The following is a 16,213-nucleotide window of genomic DNA, read 5'->3' as shown; positions in this document are numbered from 1 at the left end:
GGCAGGGCTCGCCGGAGCCTGTTCCGCGGGTGTGCCGGGCGCGGAGGCCGCCGCAGAGCTGGCCGCCGCGCTGCCAGTTGATCCCGCCGCGTTCTCCTCCGGGACTGCCGGGGACGGCGCCGCCGGCGTGCCACCGCTTTCCCGGGGAAGCCCCTTCCTCACCATGGCGCTACCCCCGCTTTGCTTCGATCGCGGACACCAGCTGCGGCACCACCGTAAAGACGTCGCCCACCACACCAAAGTCGGCGATCTCGAAGATGGGAGCATCGGCGTCCTTGTTGACCGCGATGATCGTCTTCGCCGTCTGCATACCGGCCCGGTGCTGGATGGCTCCGGAGATGCCCAGGGCAATGTAGACCTCCGGCGCCACGGTCACACCGGTCTGGCCAACCTGCAGCGACTGCGGCACGTATCCGGCGTCGACGGCGGCACGGGAGGCGCCGACGGCACCGCCGAGGACGTCGGCGAGGCTCTCCACAAGGGCGAAGTTCTCGCCGGATCCGATGCCACGCCCGCCCGAGACCACCACGGACGCACCGCGCAGCTCAGGACGGGCAGAGACGACGGCGGTTTCCTGGCAGTGCAGGACGGCGGCATCCGATGTACCCGAAGCCGGAACTTTTAGGACCTCCACGGACGGATCCTGCGGTTCGGCCCGCAGACTGGAGGAGCCCTGCCGCAGCGTGATGACCAGGGGTCCGGCAGCGGCCGCCGATTCGACGGAGTATGCACCGCCGTAGACCGAGTGGTGCGCCACCACTCCCTCTTCATCCCGGGAGACGCCCACCGCGTCGGCAGCCAGCGCGGCACCGGAGCGGACGGCGAAGCGGGCGGCGGCGTCGCGGCCCTGGATGGAGTTGGCGATCAGCACGGCTTCGGGTGAGAGTGCTGCTGACGCGGCGCTGAGCGCGTCCACTACGGGCAGGACCATGCCGCGGGCGGCGTCGGCGGATTCGGCGATCATCACGTGGGCGGCGCCCAGGCCGGCGAGTTCGGCGCCGAGCCGCTCCGCGCTGCCGGGCGCGGCGATGGCGAGTGCCACCGGCGTGCCGACGGCTGTAGCGGCGCCGATCAGTTCGGCTGCACTGGATCGGAGAACACCCGACGGCGAGACATCAACGAGGACGAGGGCTGGGCTGGCTGGGTATCCGGTCATTATGAGCGTCCTTTAATGAGTTGGTTCCGGGCAAGGAAGTCTGCGATCTGCTGGCCGGCGTCGCCTTCGTCTTCGATGCGGATGCCGGCAGTGCGGGCCGGGCGCTGAGCCACGGAGATGACGATGGAGCGGTTGGCTTCTTCGTCCGGTGCCAGGCCAAGATCGGCCAGGGACCAGGTCTCGAAGGGCTTCTTCTTCGCCGCCATGATGCCTTTGAAGTTCGGGAAGCGCGCATCGGGCAGGGCCTCGGTGATGGAGATGACGGCAGGCAGGGCGGCCTGGACGTCGTAGGTCTCAGCTTCCAGCCTGCGCTGGCCGCTGACCGCGGTTTCGCTGATGTCTACGCTGCTCAGCGAAGTAATGCCTGCGGTCTGCAGCAGTTCGGCGAGCATGGAAGGCAGGACTCCGCCACCGCCGTCGGTGGAGATGTTGCCGGCGATGACCAGATCGAATCCGGTTCGCTTCAGGGCGGCGGACAGGACTTCAGCTGTCAGGGTGGTGTCAGCGCCCAGCAGCGCAGGGTCCGTGATGTGCACGGCCCGGTCCGCGCCCATGGCCAGCCCCTTGCGGAGCGTAGCGGGCAGGGTGCCTTCCGGGCCCGCGGCCAGCAGCACCACCTCGGTGTCCGGATGCTTGTCCCGGTAGGTCAGCGCAACTTCGAGGGCACGTTCGGTAATTTCATCCAGCACCGGTTCGCTTGCGGCGCGGTCCAGCAGACCGGTTTCGAGGTTCAGGTTCCGGTCACCCCAGGTGTCCGGCACCTCTTTCATCAGAACAACTATTTGCATCGTTTCACTCTTTCGTCTCATCAGGTGCGGTGCTGCCCGGGTGGGTTAGCGGAAGACGGCGAGGCCATCGGTGATGACGCTGCGGCCGTCAACGGCGGCGTCGAAACGGCCTTCTGCCCAGGTGCGGACCTTTATTTCGTCCCCGGGAAATACGACGCCGGAGAAGCGGCCTGCGAATTCGGCAAGGTCAGCCGGGTGGGTCCCGGCCAGCCGGGCCAGCGGCAGCGTGGCCGTGGCCAGTGTGGCCAGACCGTGCAGGATGGGGCGCTGCTGGCCGATTCGCTGTGCCGCCGCGGGGTCAATATGGATGTGGTGCCTGTCCCCCAGCAGCCGGTAAAGCGCTGCCTGGTTCGGCATGGTGCGGATGGAGTCCGTGGCGGCGGGGACGCCCTCCGGGACAGGGGGCGCGGACGGTCCGCGGTCGCCGTCGAACCCTCCAAAGCCGGGCGCGAAGATGCTCCACGCGGCGGTGAAGAAATCGCTTTCCACCACCACTTCGAAGACCGCGGCAGAGCCCTTGTCCCAGACCTCGCCCACGCGGGCGCTCATGGTGATCTCCCCGGAGCGGGGCAGCTGGCGCAGGACGCTGAGCTTTTGCGCGCCGTGGACCGCGCGGTTGTCGAAGGCACCCTGTTGCGCCAGCTCATCCGGCGCCCACTGCGCCAGGGTCAGGCCGAAGGAGGGCAGCACCCGCAGCCGATCCTCGAACACCAGGTCAAGGTCCTCAGCGGATGCGCCGACGGCGAGTGCATAGAGGATCGCGTCCGTTTCCGAATAGCCCGCGGTGCGGGTGCCGAGGCTGCGTCCGGCCCACTGGTCTGCACGGAGTGCCGTGCCGGTGCTGCTCATACTCCGTAGACCGGTTCCGGAACGGCGGCCTTGAGCAGCAGCTGTTCGATGGCTTCCCCTGCCTCTGCCGCTTCCCAGCGCCGTCCGGCGTCGTTGGCGGGTCCGTGGTTCCAGCCCTCCTCGATGCAGATCTTGCCGCCTCCGATTTCGATGACCCGGCCGGTCACTGCCGCCGAACCCGGGCTGGCCAGCCAGGCGACCACGGGTGAGACGTTGGCCGGGTCCATGGCGTCGAAGCCGGACTCGGGTGCTGCCATGGCTTCGGCGAAGGCGCCTTCAGTCATGCGGGTCCGGGCGGAGGGCGCGATCGCGTTAACCCGCACGCCGTAACGGGCCAGTTCGTGGGCGGCCACCAGGGTGAGTCCGGCGATGCCGGCTTTGGCGGCGGAGTAGCTGGCCTGCCCCACGCTGCCCTGCAGCCCGGCGCCGGAGGAGGTGTTGATGACCCGGGCATCGGGCTGCCGTCCGGCCTTGGCTTCGGCACGCCAGTACTCGCTGGCGTGGCGCAGTGGAGCGAAGTGCCCCTTCAGGTGCACCCGGATCACGGCGTCCCATTCCTCCTCGGAGGTGTTGACCAGCATCCGGTCGCGGACAAACCCCGCGTTGTTGACCAGGATGTCCAGACGGCCGAACGTCTCCACGGCCTGTGCCACCATGGCGGCGGCCTGCTCGAAGTTGGCGACGTCCGCTCCGTTCGCCACTGCTTCTCCGCCTTCGGAGCGGATCAGCTCCACGACGTCGTGCGCCGGCCCGGAGGCCTCCACCACACCGTTGAGGCTGGTTCCAAGGTCATTGACCACAACCTTCGCCCCCTGCCGCGCCAGCTCCAGGGCGTGCTCGCGGCCCAGGCCACGGCCTGCGCCCGTCACTATGGCGACTCGTCCTGCACAGATGCCCGTCATGTCTGTTCTCTCCTTCGAGTTCAGTGCTCCGCTTTGCTATACCAAGCAAATGCTAGGGCTATCGTAGCAAGCAAACGTTAGGTAGGGTACTGCTATGGGAATTAAATCGAAGATGCACCAGGACGGCGTACGGGTTGTCACCATGGACTATCCCCCAGTCAACGCCCTGCCCGTGGCGGGCTGGTTTGGAATCAGCGACGCATTGAAAAAAGCCGGCTCTGATGCTGACACCCGTGTGGTGGTTCTGCGGGCGGAGGGGCGGGGGTTCAACGCCGGCGTCGACATCAAGGAAATGCAGGCCACCTCCGGCCACACAGCCATCCTGGGAGCCAACCGCGGCTGCTATGAAGCCTTCAAGTCAATTTACGAATGCCCCGTTCCCGTGATTGCCGCGGTCAACGGTTTCTGCCTCGGCGGCGGCGTGGGTCTGGCCGGCAGCGCGGACACCATCGTTGCCTCAGACGATGCCTACTTCGGTGTCCCCGAAGTGGACCGCGGTGCCCTGGGCGCGGCAACCCATCTGTCCCGGCTGGTTCCCGCGCACCTGCTGCGCACCCTGTACTACACCAGCCGCACCATCACAGCGCAGCGGCTGGCGGAACTGGGCAGCGTGGCCGAGGTGGTTCCCGCAGAGGCACTGGATGAGACAGCCTTCGCCTACGCCGCCGAGATCGCATCCAAGGACACTCGGGTCATCCGCGCCGCGAAGGAAGCCCTGAACGGAATCGATCCGGTGGACGTAGTGAAGAGCTACCGCTTTGAGCAGGGCTTCACCTTTGAACTCAACCTGGCCGGCGTCGCTGATGACCTGCGCGATGACTTCGTAGCCAGCGGGACCTCCAGCGCGTCATGACTGAAAAGCTCTGCAGGCTTGAGGCGGTCGCCGGGCAGTTCCGCGACGGCATGACCGTCGGAATCGGCGGCTGGGGATCCCGCCGCAAGCCGATGGCGCTGGTCCGGGAACTGATCCGCTCGGGCGTCCGGGACCTGACGGTCGTCAGTTTCGGCGGGCCCGACGTCGGCATGCTGTGCGCCGCCGGAGCGGTGCGGAAAGTGGTCTTCGGCTTTGTGACCCTGGACAGCATCGCCGTCGAACCGCACTTCGCGGCAGCCCGGCAGGCAGGGCGCATCGAGGTGGTTGAACTCGACGAAGCCATGCTGGTCTCCGGGCTCCGCGCCGCCGGACGGCGCCTGCCCTTTGAGGTGACGCGGTCCGGGCTGGGCGCGGACACGCTGACCGCCAACCCGCAGATCCGGACCATCACCTCGCCCTATGACGACGGCGAAGTCCTGGTGGCCATGCCCGCCGTCGAACTGGACGTGGCGCTGCTGCACCTGAACCGCGCCGATGCCCTCGGCAACGGCCAGTGCCTGGGACCCGACCCGTATTTCGATGATCTTTTCGCCCGGGCCGCGGCCCACACCATCCTCAGCGCGGAGGAGGTCAGCTCCACCAGCGAGCTGACCCGGGACGCCCATCCGGCCACGCTGCTGCTGAACCGCACCATGGTCAACCAGGTGGTCAGGGCACCGGGCGGTGCCCACTTCACCTCCTGTGAACCGGACTACGGGCGGGACGAAGCGCTCCAGCGGGAGTACGCGCAGGCCGCGGCATCACCGTCGGCCTGGGAGGCCTTCCACAGCGGATTTCTTGCGGAGGCGGCACGGTGAGCGGCGCGACCCGGGCCGAAATCGCCGTCGCCGCGTGCAGCGACCTGTTCCGCGGACAGCGGGACATCCTGGCCAGCCCGGCCGGCGCCATTCCCACCATCGGTGCCCGGTTGGCGGCGCTGACCCACGCGCCGGACCTGATGCTCAGCGACGGGGAATCCATGATTTACGCCGGCGTTCCGCCGCTGGGCGAACCGGGTGAACGCGGGGGCTATCTGCCCTACCGTGAGCTCTTCGAACTCATCGCCGCCGGCAAGCGCCATGTGGTGATGGGGGCAGCCCAGCTGGACCGGCAGGGCAACCAGAACCTTTCCGTGATCGGTGCGCATTCGCAGCCGAAACGCCAGCTGCTGGGTACCCGCGCCGCGGCCACCAACACTGTCAGCCACCGGACCAGCTACTGGATCGCCCGGCACAGTCCGCGCACCCTGGTGGAGCAGGTGGACTTTGTCACCGGCGTCGGCGCCGCGCGCGCCCGTGCGGCCGGACCATCCGCCGTCAGGTTCCACGACGTCCACCGGGTGGTCACCAACCTCGGTGTCTTTGATTTCAGCGGACCAGGGGCCTCCATGGCCGTGGTTTCAATCCATCCCGGCACCAGCCTCGCGGAGGTGCAGGAAGCCACCGGCTTTCCGCTGCACGTACCTGGCACGGTTGCGGCCACCCGCCTTCCGGACAGCACTGAGCTGCGGCTCATCCGTGACGTCCTTGACCCCTCCAAGCGCAGAGAAGACGAGGTACCGGCATGAGCACCCTGAACCGTATTTCCACCCCGCTGACTGAACTCACCGGCGTCGAACATCCGATTGTCCAGACCGGCATGGGCTGGGTGGCCGGACCGCGCCTGGTCACGGCCACGGCGGAGGCCGGAGCCCTGGGTATCCTGGCGTCCGCAACCATGAGCCTGCGCGAGCTGGAAGACGCCATCACTGAGGTGAAGAGCCGCACGGACAAGCCTTTCGGCGTCAACCTGCGCGCCGACGCGGCCGATGCCGAGCAGCGCGTCAACCTCCTGACGAAGTACGAGGTGAAGGTCGCCTCGTTTGCGCTGGCCCCGAAGCCGGAGCTGATCAGCAGGCTCAAAGAGCACGGAGCGGTGGTGATCCCCTCCATCGGTTCGGTGCGGCATGCTGAAAAGGTCGCTGCCTGGGGTGCTGACGCCGTGCTCATCCAGGGCGGGGAGGGCGGCGGACACACCGGCGCCATTCCGACGTCGCTGCTGCTGCCCACGGTGGCCGCGGCGGTGGACATTCCGGTCATCGCAGCCGGCGGCTTCTTTGACGGCCGCGGCCTGGCGGCTGCGCTGGCCTACGGTGCCGTCGGAATCGGCATGGGCACCCGTTTCCTGCTGACCAGCGACAGCGCCGTTCCGGAGGAAATCAAGCGGCGCTACCTGGAGTTCGGGCTGGACGGAACAGTGGTGACGGCGAAGGCCGACGGCATGCCGCACCGGCTGCTGCGAACCGAATTCGTCCAGGGCCTGGAGGGTGCCGGCAAGCTGGCGCAGCTGCTGCCCACCCTCCGCCGCACGGTGCAGTTCAAGAACATGGCCGGGCAGTCCTGGCTGGAACTGGCCCGTGACGGACTGGCGATGAAGCGCAGCTCGGGACGATCCTGGAACCAGATGATGCTGGCAGCCAACACGCCGATGCTGCTCAAGGCCGGCCTGGTCGACGGCGATACTGAGGCCGGGATGCTGGCCTCCGGTCAGGTGGTGGGGGTCATCGACGAGCTGCCCAGCTGCCGGGAACTCGTGGACCGGATAGTGGATGAGGCGGTGGTGCAGCTGAAGGCGGCCGCGGCCACCGTCCGTTCTGCCTAAACCCGACCCCGCTTAGACCCAGCGCACGGTTTCCCAGTCCTCCCAAGCACCCAGCACCAGCAAAAAGGGCCCCCCCCCCCCTTCCGGTACCCGGCTTTCGCCTAGAGCCGTTCGATGATGGTGACGTTTGCCTGCCCGCCGCCTTCGCACATGACCTGCAGGCCGTAGCGTCCCTGCGTGCGCTCGAGTTCGTTCAGCAGCGTAGCCATGATGCGTGTGCCGGTGGCGCCGATCGGGTGGCCGAGGGCGATCCCGCCGCCGTTGACGTTGACCTTCGCCAGGTCGATGCCCAGTTCCTGGGCCCAGGCGAGGACCACTGAGGCAAAGGCCTCGTTGCACTCGAACAGGTCGATGTCATCCACGCTCATTCCGGCCCGGTCCAGGGCGTAGGCCGTGGCGCGGATGGGCCCTGTGAGCATCCACACCGGATCGTCGGCGCGGACGGAGATGTGGTGGATGCGCGCCCGCGGAGTGAGGCCGTGGGCTGCGACGGCGGTTTCCGAGGCGATCAGCAACGCGCTGGCGGCGTCGGAAATCTGTGAGGCGACGGCTGCCGTGATCCGCCCGCCTTCGGTGAGCGGGGCCAGGCCGGCCATCTTCTCCAGCGAGGTGTCCCGCCGCGGTCCTTCATCCTGGCTAAGGCCTGCCACGGGAACAATTTCGTTCTCAAAGCGTCCTTCGTCCATGGCCCGCAGCGCACGCCGGTGGCTCTGCAGCGCGAACTCTTCCATCTGTTCCCGCTGGATTGCCCACTTCTCGGCGATCATTTCGGCGGAACGGAACTGGGAGACTTCCTGGTTGCCGTAGCGGGCCACCCACCCCGGGGACTCGGCAAACGGCGTCGTAAAACCGTACTGGCTGCCCTGCACCATGGCCGCGGAGATGGGGATGGCAGACATGTTCTGCACTCCCCCGGCGACAATCAGGTCAGCGGTGCCGGACATTACACCTTGGGCGGCGAAGTGCACGGCCTGCTGGCTGGAACCGCACTGCCGGTCGATGGTGACGCCGGGAACATGGTCCGGCAGTCCGGCCACCAGCCAGGCGGTGCGGGCAATGTCCCCGGCCTGGGATCCGAGAGTGTCGGTGCAGCCGAAAATCACGTCGTCCACGGCCCCGGGGTCCACTCCGGTGCGTTCCATCAGGGCGGAAATAACGTGGCCGCCGAGGTCCGCAGAGTGGATGCCGGCCAGCGAGCCGCGGCGCCGTCCTCCCGGAGTGCGGACGGCGTCGATGATGTATGCGGTAGTCATGGGCGTGTCCTTAGGCTTGCTGGCTGCTGACGGAGACGACTTCGCCCGTCATGTAGGAGGAGTACCCGCTGGCGAGGAACACCATGACGTTGGCGATCTCCCAGGGTTCGGCGGCCCGGCCAAAGGCTTCCCGCGAGGTCAGCTGCTCCAGCAGCTCCTCGGAAGTGACTTTCGCCAGGAAGGGATGCATGGCCAGGCTCGGCGAGACCGCGTTGACGCGGATCCCGTGGGATGCCAGGTCCAGTGCCGCGGAGCGGGTCAGGGCCATCACGCCTGCCTTGGCGGCGGCGTAGTGCGCCTGGCCTTCCTGGGCGCGCCAGCCAATGACGGAGGCGTTGTTGATGATGGTGCCGCGGGCCTGGTTCTTCACCATGCGGCGCCCGGCAGCCCGCACACTGCGGAAGGTGCCGGTCAGCGTGACGTCCAGGACCTTGTCCCACTGTTCATCGGTCATCTCCAGGATGGAGGCAGTTCCACCGAGGCCGGCGTTGTTGATCATGACGTCAACACCCCCGGCGTCCTCGGCGAGGTCCAGCAGGGCTTCGACCTGTTCGTCAACGGTGACATCGCAGACAGCCCAGCGGACTCGTTCTGCTCCGAATTCAGCGCCCAGCTCGGCGGCGGCGCTTTCCAGCCGCCCGGCATGGGTATCTCCCAGGGCCACCAGGGCCGCGCCTTCTTCCAGGCAGCGGCGGGCGGCGGCGGCACCGATGCCGGCGCCGGCGGCGGCAGTGACAACTACCCTCCTGCCGGCCAGCAGGCCGTGGGCGGGGACGTAATCGGGGACAGGCTGTGCAGTGCGCTCGGGGTTCATGCCCGGGCCTCCTTTGGCAGGCCGAGCACACGCTCGGCAATAACGTTTCGCTGGATTTCGTCCGAACCGCCGTAGAGCGTGTCCGCGCGGCTGAACAGGAACAGGGTCTGCAGGGCATCAAGGTTGTACGGTTCGGCGGCGACGGTGAGGGCATTGGCACCGGCAACCTCCATGGCGAGCTCACCGAGCGAACGGTGCCAGGGAGCCCAGAGAAGCTTGGTGATGGACGCTTCAATGCCCTGTTCGCCGCTGAGCGTGCGCAGCCCGTGGAGACGGAGCATGTCCAGGCCCATGTGCGCTGAGACCAGGCGGTCCTGGATCAGGGGGTCATCGATGGCTCCGTTGCTGCGGGCCAGTTCGACGACGGCGTCCAGCTCCCGCTGGAAGGCGATCTGCTGGGCGAGGGTGGAGACACCGCGCTCGAATCCGAGGGTGCCCATGGCAACGGACCAGCCTGCGCCGGGCTCACCGACCACCAGGGATTCCTCGGTGACGGCGCCGTCGAAGAAGACTTCATTGAATTCGGAAGTGCCCGTCAGCTGCAGGATCGGCCGGACTTCTACACCGTCCTGGTCCATGGGCACCAGAAGGTATGAAAGGCCCTGGTGCTTGCGCTCACCGCTGCCGGTCCGGGCGATCACAAAGCACCAGTCGGCGTGGTGGGCGAGGGAGGTCCAGACCTTCTGCCCGTCGATCACCCAGTGACCGCCTTCCAGCCTGGCCTTGGTGGCCACGTTGGCGAGGTCCGAACCGGCGCCCGGCTCCGAGTAGCCCTGGCACCACAGTTCCTCCACGGCCACGATTCGCGGCAGGAAACGGGCCTGCTGCTCCGGGGTCCCGAAGGCGATGAGGGTGGGGCCAATGAGCTCCTCGCCGAAGTGGTTCACGCGCGCCGGGGCATCAGCACGGGCGTACTCCTCATGGAAAATCACCTGCTGCAGCAGGCTCAGTCCCCGGCCACCGTGCTCCACGGGCCAGCCGACACAGCTCCAGCCGTGCGCGGCCAGGTGCCGGTTCCATTCCAGGCGTTCCTCGAAAGCCTCATGCTCCCGTCCGGATCCGCCCATTCCGCGCAGGTGGGCAAACCGGCCGGAGAGGTTGGACTCCAGCCAGTCCCTGACCTCCCGGCGGAACTCCTCATCTTCTGCTGCATAGTTCAGATCCACGAAACACCTTTCGTTGCCCACCGCCACTGTTCACAAAGTCGAGCATCGCCTATGCTAGCAAAACAAGCACTTGTTTGGTAGACATGTTTTCAGGAAGTCCAGGGAGGAACCACGATGCAGAACGACGACGCCGGCGAGGTTGTGACGTACGAAGTGCGCGGGACCGTCGCAGTCGTGCGGCTCAACCGCCCGGAGTACCGCAACGCCCAGAATTCGAAGGTCACCTATGCGCTGGACGCAGCGTTCACCCGCGCGGTGAATGACGACGCCGTCAAGGTGATCGTGCTGGCCGGCAACGGAAAGCACTTCTCCGCCGGGCACGACATCGGATCCCCGGAGCGGGACATCGACCAGAGCTTCGACCGCAAGGCCGTGATCTGGTGGGACCATGTGGGCGCCGAGGGAGTGGATTCCCGCTTCGCCCGGGAGTCCGAGGTGTACCTGGGCATGTGCCGGCGCTGGCGGGACATCCCGAAGCCGGTCATCGCCATGGTGCAGGGCGCCTGCATAGCCGGCGGACTGATGCTCGCCTGGTCCTGCGACTTCATTGTTGCCTCCGACGACGCGTTCTTCTCCGATCCCGTGGTCCGCATGGGCATTCCCGGGGTGGAGTACTTCGCCCACCCCTGGGTGATGAACCCGCGGGCCGCCAAGGAGTTCCTGTTCACCGGCGACCGGTTCCCGGCCACCCGTGCCCGGGACCTGGGCATGGTGAACCAAGTGGTGCCGGCCGCAGAACTTGAAAGCACCGTCATGGCCATGGCCGAACGAATCTCCGCCATGCCCCGCCTGGGGCTGGCACTGGCCAAAAAGGCCGTCAACCAGGCCGAGGACCTGCAGGGGCTCCGCTCCGGCATGGACTCAGTCTTCGGGCTGCACCACGCAGCCCATGCCCACAACGCAGAGGTCGGCGCAGATTCGCTGGCCGGAATGGGAGTCAAGAGTATGCGCAGCGCGGCGGTCACGCCATGAACCTGGACCTGACAGAAGAACAGCTGGCCTTCGCGGCCGAGGCACGCGCTTGGCTGGCCGAACATGTGCCGGCCACCCCGCTGCCCTCCATGGACACAGCGGAGGGCTTCGCCGCCCACCGCGAATGGGAGGCCGAGCTGGCCCGCGGCGGCTGGTCGGTGGTTTCCTGGCCGGAGGAATTCGGCGGCCGCGGAGCCGGTCTCATCGAATGGGTCCTGTTCGAGGAAGAGTATTACCGCGCCGGCGCACCCACGCGGGTGGCGCAGAACGGCATCTCGCTCCTGGCCCCGATCCTCTTTGAGCACGGCACCGATGACCAGCGGAACCGCTACCTGCGGGACATGACTGACGGTTCGCTGATCTGGGCGCAGGCCTGGTCCGAGCCGGGCGCAGGCAGCGACCTTGCAGCGATCCGCAGCACCGCGAAGCGGGACGAGGAACGCGGCGGCTGGCTGCTGAGCGGACAGAAGACCTGGAGCTCCCGGGCTGTCTGGGCAGACCGGGGCTTTGGCCTGTTCCGCACCGATCCAGCCGCCCAGCGCCACCGCGGCCTCACCTACTTCCTGTTCCCGATGGACGCCCCCGGGCTGAGCATCCGGCCCATCACCCAGCTGGACGGCTCAACAGGCTTCGCGGAGCTGTTCTTCGACGATGTTTTTGTCCCCGACAGCGACGTCCTGGGCGCACCCGGAGACGGCTGGCGGGTGGCCATGAGCACCGCGGGCAACGAACGCGGGCTCTCCCTGCGCTCCCCGGGCCGCTTCTGCGCAGCAGCTGACCGCCTGATCGACCTGTGGAAATCCCGTCCGGAACCGGACCTCTTCACCCAGGACGCCGTCGTCGACGCCTGGATCAAGTCCGAGGCCTACCGCCTCTACACCTGGGGCACGGTGAGCACCATGCAGCAGGGCGGGGACATCGGCGCCGAGGGCAGCGTGAACAAGGTGTTCTGGTCCGAACTGGACATCGCGATCCAGGAAACCGGTCTCACCCTGCTGGGCGCTGAAGCTGAGCTGCGCGGCACCGGAGCGGAGGCGGACGGGCGCTGGGTGGAGGACTACCTCTTCGCCGTCGCCGGTCCGATCTATGCGGGTACCAACGAAATCCAGCGAAACATCATCGCAGAACGCCTGCTCGGTCTCCCCCGCGGCGGCGACGGCAGGAGGACCTCATGAAATTCGTGCTCAGTGAAGAACAGCGCTCCCTTGCCGAGGCCCTCGATGAAATCATCGAAAGCTCCGGCGGCACCAAGATTGCCCGCACCTGGGCGGACGGAGACACGGCCCTGGGCCAGGTGCTCTGGGGCCAGCTCGCCGAGCTGGGGCTGTTCGGGCTCTGCGTCCCGGAGGACGACGGCGGCATGGGCGGCACTCCCGTGGACCTCGCGGTGGCATTCGAACGCCTTGGCTACCATGCAGCTCCCGGCCCGTACATTGAATCCGCGGCCCTGCTGCCGGACCTCGTGGACGCCGGCGTGCTCGGCGGCATCCTGGACGGATCCGCCATCGCTACGGCTGCGGTTCCCGGCCTGGCACCCTACGCACTGGACGCCGTCTCCTCCACACACAGCTTTCTTCTCACCCCCGATTCCCTGACCCCGGCCGTGCCGGGCCACGGCCCTGGGCTCCATTGACCGGACCCGGTCGCTGAGCCCGCTTAGTGCCGACGGCGAACCGGTGGCCTTGGACCCGGCAGCCGCCGCCACCGCGCTGGACCGAGCGGCCCTGGCCTGTGCCGCTATGCTTCTGGGTGCCGGGGAACGACTGCTGGAGGAATCCGTTTCCTACGCGAAGATCCGCGAACAGTTCGGCCGCCCCGTCGGTGAATACCAAGGACTGAAGCACCAGCTTGCCAACGTCCGCGTGGCCCTGACGTTCGCCCGGCCCCTGCTCTACGGCGCGGCACTGGACCTCGGCGGACCGGACGGACCCCGCAGCGTATCCGCGGCCAAGGTCGCCGTTTCCGACGCCGCGGACCTGGCAGCGCGCACCGCACTCCAGGTGCACGGCGCCATCGGCTATACGGAGGAACATGACCTGGGCCTCTGGTTCACCAAGGTGCGGGCCCTTATCGGCGCCTGGGGCACACCCCGGCACCACCGTTCCCGTCTGGCTTCCCTGCTTCTGACCACCGGCAACTGAGGACATCATGGACTTTTCCCTGACTGACGAGCAGAACGAACTCGTAAAGACCCTCCGTGCCCTGCTCGCCCGCCACGCTACCCCGGCGGCCGGGCGCACGGCCGCCGCAGAAGGCTATGACAGCAAGCTGTGGCAGGTCCTGGCCGAAGAAGTCGGCGTCGCGTCGCTGGCCATCCCCGAGGAATACGGGGGCGCCGGCTTCACCTGGTTCGAAACCGGACTGGTGCTGGAGGCGCTTGGCTACCACCTGGCACCCAGCCCGCTGCTTTCCTCTGCCGTCCTGGCCGCCGCAGCCGTTCTGCATGCCGGCGACGAGGCGGACCGCGAGCGCCTGCTTCCCGGCATCGCCGAAGGCAGCACCCTCGCCACCCTGGCGTGGGCTGATGGCTTGGGCAAATGGAACACAGCAGGATCCGGGATCGCGGCGACCGGTCCGGACGGACAGTGGACGCTTAGCGGCACGGCCGCGCTGGTGCTGGACGGCGGTACCGCGGACACCATCCTTGCTGTCGCAGCCACACCGGAAGGCATCGGCATCTTCGAAGTGCTGGATCCCGCCGGAGTGGACCGCACCGAAGTGCCGGCGGTTGATCCCACCCTGCGTTTTGCCACTCTGGCGTTCCGGGATGTCCCGGCGCGGCCGCTGGCACTGGACGCATCCGCTGCCCTGGAAAAGGTCCGCGACATTGCCCTGATGGCAGTGAGCTGCCTGCAGGTGGGAACCGCCCAGCGCGGACTGGACATGACCGTGGAGTACGCCGGGCAGCGGGTGCAGTTCGGCCGCCCGATCGGGTCATTCCAGGCCCTGAAGCACCGCATGGCGGACATGCTGCTGAAAGTTGAAACCTCGCGCACCACGGCCTGGGCGGCCGCCTGGTCCGCAGGGACCGATGCACCGGACCTGCCAGAACGAGCCGCAGCAGCCAAGGCATGGTGCTCAGAGGCACTCGATTACGTGGCCTCCGAAACCGTCCAGCTGCACGGCGGTATTGCCATCACCTGGGAACATGACGCCCAGCTGGTGTTCAAGCGGGCCCACGCCACCAGCCAGCTCTTCGGCCCGGCACGTGAGCACCGCCGCCGTCTGGGCCGTTCGCTGGGTTTCGTTCCGGCCTAGCCCGGATACACGGTCCACCTCATGTGTCTGGCCCGGGGCCCCGTCCCGGGCCAGACACCGTTCCCGGCAGGCCATCACGCCGTGGCGCCGCCGTCGACAATGAAATCCTGCCCGGTGCAGTAGCTGGCCGCATCGCTGGCCAGGAAGGCCACCATGGCTGATATTTCCTCCGGTTGTCCGGCCCGCGGAATTGGATTCCCGGCAATAAAACCGGTGCCGGCGCGCGTCTGCTCACTGATCATCGGCGTATCGACGGCACCGGGGCAGATGGTGTTGACCCGGATCCCGTATTCCGCGAGCTCCCGTGCCGCGGAACGGCCGGCTCCGCGGAGACCCCATTTGGAGGACGAGTAGGCCACCCGCTCCGGATAGCCGGAGACGCCTGCCGTGGAGGAAATGTTGATGATCGCTCCGCCCGTGCCGCGCATCGCTGTCAGGACAGCCTGCATCCCAAGGATGGGGCCAATGAGGTTAATGTCGATGACCCTCCGAAGCGTCTCGTCACCGGTATCCTCCAGCCGTGCCACGGGCGCCCAGCCTGCGTTGTTCACCAGGACGTCCAGCGCTCCGAACTCCTTCAACGCCGTCGAGACAACCAGCGCCCAGTCCGCCGCGGAGGTGACGTCGTGCCCAAGCCCCACGGCCTCATCGCCCAGGGAGTCGGCGAGGACGGCTGCACCTGCGGCGTCAATGTCTGTTAGGACAAGCCGGGCACCAAGCCGGTGCAGCAGTGCAGCGTGGGCGCGGCCCTGCCCGCCGGCGGCACCGGTGAGCAGCACTACCTTGCCGGCGAGGTCGACGAGCGGGGCCGCGGCACTCATTCGCCGACAGCAGTCCAGCCGCCGTCCACGGCCAGGCACTGGCCGGTAACGAAGGCTGCGTCCAGCAGCAGGAAGAGGATGGCATCCGCGATTTCCTCCGGAGCCGCGAACCGGCCCATCGGCGTCCTCTTTTCCACGGCGGCGGTATCGTACTGGCCGCTGTCGATGACGGCCTGGACCATGGGCGTCAGTGTATTGCCGGGGGCTACGGCGTTGACCCGGATGCCCAGGGACGCCCACTCCACGGCGAGGTTCTGGGTCAGCTGGCGCACAGCGGCTTTGGCCACCCCGTAGTCCGCCTGCTTCTCCCAGCCGCCGAAGGCCGTGGCAGAGGAAACCGTAACGATCGACGCCGGCCTTCCCTCCAGCCGCCGGACAACTTCGCGGCTGACGGCGAGCGCACCCAGTACGTGGATCTGGAACACCTTGGCCGCGTGCTCGAGGTCGGCTTCCAGAGCGGGCACGAACATGCCCCGGTTTCCATGGCAGAGGACCAGTCCTGTCACCACACCGCGAGCTGCTTCGGCCTCCGCCACGGCGGCCCGGACAGCGCCTTCATTCGAGGCATCCACCTCAATGAAGCCGACGTCGGGCCGCAGAAGCTCCGGTGCGGGCGGCTGCAGGTCGAAGATCGTCACCTGCTGCCCGCGGACATGGAGCGCCTCAACAACGGCGGCCCCGATGCCGCTGGCTCCCCCGGTAACGATTACGTGATTACGGCTCAAATTACGACTCCTTTGT

18 protein-coding genes are annotated in these 16,213 nt (G+C 67.6%); 9 read left to right on the top strand and 9 right to left on the bottom strand.

Annotation, left to right across the window (positions count from 1 at the left end; translation table 11 throughout):
• Window positions 1–169: 169 nt before the first annotated feature.
• From TVC13_RS09015 to TVC13_RS09000, 4 genes are read right to left on the bottom strand one after another with little or no spacing between them, the layout of a single operon-like run.
• Window positions 170–1,156, bottom strand: a complete 987-nt coding sequence (locus TVC13_RS09015) for an electron transfer flavoprotein subunit alpha/FixB family protein (RefSeq protein WP_422400881.1) — start codon at window positions 1,154–1,156, stop codon at window positions 170–172.
• A complete protein-coding gene (locus TVC13_RS09010; RefSeq protein ID WP_422400880.1) occupies window positions 1,156–1,944 on the bottom strand; it encodes an electron transfer flavoprotein subunit beta/FixA family protein in 789 nt (262 codons plus the stop codon). Before TVC13_RS09010 ends, TVC13_RS09015 begins: the two co-directional genes overlap by 1 nt.
• 45 nt (window positions 1,945–1,989) lie before the next feature.
• A complete protein-coding gene (locus TVC13_RS09005; protein ID WP_422400879.1) occupies window positions 1,990–2,793 on the bottom strand; it encodes a MaoC/PaaZ C-terminal domain-containing protein in 804 nt (267 codons plus the stop codon).
• Complete coding sequence (locus TVC13_RS09000) at window positions 2,790–3,695, bottom strand: SDR family oxidoreductase (RefSeq protein ID WP_422400878.1); 906 nt, start codon at window positions 3,693–3,695, stop codon at window positions 2,790–2,792. The genes TVC13_RS09005 and TVC13_RS09000 overlap by 4 nt, the downstream gene beginning before the upstream one ends.
• A gap of 94 nt (window positions 3,696–3,789) precedes the next feature.
• Between TVC13_RS09000 and TVC13_RS08995 the strand changes: the two genes are divergently transcribed.
• From TVC13_RS08995 to TVC13_RS08980, 4 genes are read left to right on the top strand one after another with little or no spacing between them, the layout of a single operon-like run.
• Window positions 3,790–4,548, top strand: coding sequence for an enoyl-CoA hydratase family protein (locus TVC13_RS08995; RefSeq protein WP_422400877.1), 759 nt, complete (start codon window positions 3,790–3,792; stop codon window positions 4,546–4,548).
• Window positions 4,545–5,366 (top strand): CoA transferase subunit A, encoded by an 822-nt coding sequence (locus tag TVC13_RS08990; protein ID WP_422400876.1) that lies wholly within the window; start codon window positions 4,545–4,547, stop codon window positions 5,364–5,366. The genes TVC13_RS08995 and TVC13_RS08990 overlap by 4 nt, the downstream gene beginning before the upstream one ends.
• On the top strand, window positions 5,363–6,115 hold the full coding sequence (locus tag TVC13_RS08985; RefSeq protein WP_422400875.1) for a CoA-transferase subunit beta: 753 nt from the start codon (window positions 5,363–5,365) through the stop codon (window positions 6,113–6,115). Before TVC13_RS08990 ends, TVC13_RS08985 begins: the two co-directional genes overlap by 4 nt.
• A complete protein-coding gene (locus tag TVC13_RS08980; RefSeq protein ID WP_422400874.1) occupies window positions 6,112–7,188 on the top strand; it encodes an NAD(P)H-dependent flavin oxidoreductase in 1,077 nt (358 codons plus the stop codon). Before TVC13_RS08985 ends, TVC13_RS08980 begins: the two co-directional genes overlap by 4 nt.
• Window positions 7,189–7,289: 101 nt before the next feature.
• Here the strand turns inward: TVC13_RS08980 and TVC13_RS08975 are convergent, their stop codons facing one another.
• Genes TVC13_RS08975 through TVC13_RS08965 form a run of 3 tightly spaced genes read right to left on the bottom strand, consistent with a single transcriptional unit; the run spans window position 7,290 to window position 10,421 of the window.
• Window positions 7,290–8,441 carry an acetyl-CoA C-acetyltransferase gene (locus TVC13_RS08975; protein ID WP_422400873.1) on the bottom strand — a complete coding sequence of 384 codons (1,152 nt, stop codon included), beginning with the start codon at window positions 8,439–8,441 and terminating at the stop codon, window positions 7,290–7,292.
• Window positions 8,442–8,451: 10 nt separating this feature from the next.
• Complete coding sequence (locus TVC13_RS08970; protein ID WP_422400872.1) at window positions 8,452–9,255, bottom strand: SDR family oxidoreductase; 804 nt, start codon at window positions 9,253–9,255, stop codon at window positions 8,452–8,454.
• On the bottom strand, window positions 9,252–10,421 hold the full coding sequence (locus TVC13_RS08965) for an acyl-CoA dehydrogenase family protein (protein WP_422400871.1): 1,170 nt from the start codon (window positions 10,419–10,421) through the stop codon (window positions 9,252–9,254). The genes TVC13_RS08970 and TVC13_RS08965 overlap by 4 nt, the downstream gene beginning before the upstream one ends.
• A gap of 114 nt (window positions 10,422–10,535) precedes the next feature.
• Between TVC13_RS08965 and TVC13_RS08960 the strand changes: the two genes are divergently transcribed.
• Genes TVC13_RS08960 through TVC13_RS08940 form a run of 5 tightly spaced genes read left to right on the top strand, consistent with a single transcriptional unit; the run spans window position 10,536 to window position 14,651 of the window.
• The gene (locus TVC13_RS08960; RefSeq protein ID WP_422400870.1) at window positions 10,536–11,393 is read left to right on the top strand and encodes an enoyl-CoA hydratase; all 858 of its coding nucleotides are present in this window, start codon (window positions 10,536–10,538) and stop codon (window positions 11,391–11,393) included.
• Window positions 11,390–12,568, top strand: coding sequence for an acyl-CoA dehydrogenase family protein (locus TVC13_RS08955; RefSeq protein ID WP_422400869.1), 1,179 nt, complete (start codon window positions 11,390–11,392; stop codon window positions 12,566–12,568). The genes TVC13_RS08960 and TVC13_RS08955 overlap by 4 nt, the downstream gene beginning before the upstream one ends.
• Window positions 12,565–13,026 carry an acyl-CoA dehydrogenase family protein gene (locus tag TVC13_RS08950; RefSeq protein ID WP_422400868.1) on the top strand — a complete coding sequence of 154 codons (462 nt, stop codon included), beginning with the start codon at window positions 12,565–12,567 and terminating at the stop codon, window positions 13,024–13,026. The genes TVC13_RS08955 and TVC13_RS08950 overlap by 4 nt, the downstream gene beginning before the upstream one ends.
• A gap of 43 nt (window positions 13,027–13,069) precedes the next feature.
• On the top strand, window positions 13,070–13,534 hold the full coding sequence (locus TVC13_RS08945) for an acyl-CoA dehydrogenase family protein (RefSeq protein ID WP_422400867.1): 465 nt from the start codon (window positions 13,070–13,072) through the stop codon (window positions 13,532–13,534).
• 7 nt (window positions 13,535–13,541) lie between these two features.
• Window positions 13,542–14,651: an acyl-CoA dehydrogenase family protein gene (locus TVC13_RS08940; protein ID WP_422400866.1), complete on the top strand. Its 1,110-nt coding sequence runs from the start codon at window positions 13,542–13,544 to the stop codon at window positions 14,649–14,651.
• A gap of 74 nt (window positions 14,652–14,725) precedes the next feature.
• Here TVC13_RS08940 and TVC13_RS08935 read toward each other — a convergent pair whose 3' ends face one another.
• Both TVC13_RS08935 and TVC13_RS08930 read right to left on the bottom strand, forming a co-directional pair.
• Entirely contained in the window at window positions 14,726–15,472 is a 747-nt protein-coding gene (locus TVC13_RS08935; protein ID WP_422400865.1) for an SDR family NAD(P)-dependent oxidoreductase, read from the bottom strand.
• The gene (locus tag TVC13_RS08930) at window positions 15,469–16,197 is read right to left on the bottom strand and encodes an SDR family NAD(P)-dependent oxidoreductase (RefSeq protein WP_422400864.1); all 729 of its coding nucleotides are present in this window, start codon (window positions 16,195–16,197) and stop codon (window positions 15,469–15,471) included. Before TVC13_RS08930 ends, TVC13_RS08935 begins: the two co-directional genes overlap by 4 nt.
• Between the last annotated feature and the right edge of the window lie 16 nt (window positions 16,198–16,213).

The organism is Arthrobacter sp. 3Tela_A (assembly GCF_049311025.1).
In the GTDB taxonomy this organism is placed as follows: domain Bacteria; phylum Actinomycetota; class Actinomycetes; order Actinomycetales; family Micrococcaceae; genus Arthrobacter_B.
Note: the sequence above shows the minus strand (reverse complement) of the source record. Positions and strands in the feature narration are given on the sequence as shown.

Coding starts and splice junctions, on each gene's coding strand:
- TVC13_RS08970 (WP_422400872.1), bottom strand. CDS start 9,255: ATGAACCCCGAGCGCACTGCACAGCCTGTCCCCGATTACGTCCCCGCC.
- TVC13_RS09015 (WP_422400881.1), bottom strand. CDS start 1,156: ATGACCGGATACCCAGCCAGCCCAGCCCTCGTCCTCGTTGATGTCTCG.
- TVC13_RS08995 (WP_422400877.1), top strand. CDS start 3,790: ATGGGAATTAAATCGAAGATGCACCAGGACGGCGTACGGGTTGTCACC.
- TVC13_RS09010 (WP_422400880.1), bottom strand. CDS start 1,944: ATGCAAATAGTTGTTCTGATGAAAGAGGTGCCGGACACCTGGGGTGAC.
- TVC13_RS08960 (WP_422400870.1), top strand. CDS start 10,536: ATGCAGAACGACGACGCCGGCGAGGTTGTGACGTACGAAGTGCGCGGG.
- TVC13_RS08990 (WP_422400876.1), top strand. CDS start 4,545: ATGACTGAAAAGCTCTGCAGGCTTGAGGCGGTCGCCGGGCAGTTCCGC.
- TVC13_RS08955 (WP_422400869.1), top strand. CDS start 11,390: ATGAACCTGGACCTGACAGAAGAACAGCTGGCCTTCGCGGCCGAGGCA.
- TVC13_RS08940 (WP_422400866.1), top strand. CDS start 13,542: ATGGACTTTTCCCTGACTGACGAGCAGAACGAACTCGTAAAGACCCTC.
- TVC13_RS08950 (WP_422400868.1), top strand. CDS start 12,565: ATGAAATTCGTGCTCAGTGAAGAACAGCGCTCCCTTGCCGAGGCCCTC.
- TVC13_RS08935 (WP_422400865.1), bottom strand. CDS start 15,472: ATGAGTGCCGCGGCCCCGCTCGTCGACCTCGCCGGCAAGGTAGTGCTG.
- TVC13_RS09005 (WP_422400879.1), bottom strand. CDS start 2,793: ATGAGCAGCACCGGCACGGCACTCCGTGCAGACCAGTGGGCCGGACGC.
- TVC13_RS08980 (WP_422400874.1), top strand. CDS start 6,112: ATGAGCACCCTGAACCGTATTTCCACCCCGCTGACTGAACTCACCGGC.
- TVC13_RS09000 (WP_422400878.1), bottom strand. CDS start 3,695: ATGACGGGCATCTGTGCAGGACGAGTCGCCATAGTGACGGGCGCAGGC.
- TVC13_RS08975 (WP_422400873.1), bottom strand. CDS start 8,441: ATGACTACCGCATACATCATCGACGCCGTCCGCACTCCGGGAGGACGG.